Source organism: Allobosea spartocytisi (genome assembly GCF_014764685.1).
Classification (GTDB): domain Bacteria; phylum Pseudomonadota; class Alphaproteobacteria; order Rhizobiales; family Beijerinckiaceae; genus Allobosea; species Allobosea spartocytisi.
In genome coordinates, this window is the sequence record NZ_JACXWY010000058.1 from 1 (window position 1) to 1,321 (window position 1,321).

1 protein-coding gene and 1 other annotated feature are annotated in these 1,321 nt (G+C 64.3%); the gene reads right to left on the reverse strand.

Annotated elements, in window-relative coordinates; translation table 11 throughout:
* Nucleotides 1-39 precede the first annotated feature (39 nt).
* Nucleotides 40-1,271, reverse strand: a protein-coding gene (locus tag IED13_RS28465) for an IS3 family transposase (RefSeq protein ID WP_191126136.1) whose coding sequence is annotated in 2 segments (ribosomal slippage) — nt 40-974 and nt 974-1,271 — 1,233 coding nt in all. Because the reading frame shifts where the segments join, the coding sequence is not laid out codon by codon here.
* Nucleotides 871-987 (reverse strand) — a sequence feature (AL1L pseudoknot). It overlaps the preceding gene by 117 nt.
* Nucleotides 1,272-1,321 lie beyond the last annotated feature (50 nt).

Below are 1,321 nucleotides of genomic sequence, written 5' to 3' on the forward strand. Positions count from 1 at the left end.
TGAACCGCCCCGGCTTCACCGGAGGCCATTTGGTTTAAGTCACGCCGCCATTTGCTGTTCACCGAGCATGACGTAGTAGCGCGCCTCGGCTTCGGCCGGCGGGATGTTGCCGATAGGCTCCAGCAGTCGGCGATGGTTGAACCAGTCGACCCAGGTCAGCGTGGCGAACTCGACGGCCTCGAAGGATCGCCAAGGCCCCCGCCGATGGATGACCTCGGCCTTGTAGAGGCCATTGATGGTCTCAGCGAGCGCGTTGTCATAGCTGTCACCGACGCTGCCGACGGAGGGCTCGATGCCGGCTTCAGCCAGCCGTTCGGTGTAGCGAATGCTCACATATTGCGATCCGCGGTCGCTATGGTGCACCAGGCCGCCGCGATGAGCGGGCCGTCGCTCGTGAAGGGCCTGCTCCAGTGCATCCAGCACGAAGCTGGCATGCGCGGTCCGGCTCACCCGCCAGCCGACGATGCGGCGGGCATAGGCGTCGATCACGAAGGCGACGTAGACGAAGCCCGACCAGGTACTGACATATGTGAAATCGGACAGCCAAAGCTGGTTCGGTGCCGGCGCATGAAACACCCGGTTCACACGGTCGAGCGGGCATGGGGCCGACTTGTCCGAGATGGTCGTGCGGACCGGCTTGCCGCGGATCACACCGGCTAGGCCCATGCCCCGCATCAGCCGTTCGACGGTGCAGCGCGCCACGTCGAACCCCTCGCGCATCATCTGTCGCCAGACCTTGCGCGCTCCATAGACCTCGAAGTTCTCGGCGAATACGCGCTCGATCTCGGGGCGCAGAACCTCGTCCCGTAGCGCCCGTGCCGAGCACTTCGACGGATCAAGCCGCCGGGCGACATGCGCATGATAGGTCGATGGGGCGATCGGCAGGACCTTGCAGATCGGCTCGACCCCATACGCACCGCGATGATCATCGATGAACGCGATCATGTCTTCGACCGGCGGTCGAGCTCCGCCATGGCGAAATAAGCGGATGCCTTGCGCAGGATCTCGTTCGCCTGCCGCAGCTCGCGGTTCTCGCGCTCAAGGGCCTTCAGCTTCGCCGACATATCCGTCGTCACGCCGGCCCGCTTGCCGGCATCGACCTCGGCCTTCTTCAGCCACTCATTCAGTGAGTGCGCCGAGCAGCCGATCTTCGCCGCAATCGACACGATCGCCTGCCAGCGCGAAGGGTGTTCAGCCTCGTGATCCAGCACCATCCGCACAGCCCGGGCACGCACCTCAGGCGAGAACTTGTTCGTCGTCTTGTTCGTCATAGCCCCATCCTCTCAGGAGTTGGGGCCTCCGACAAACCCGGGGCGGTTCA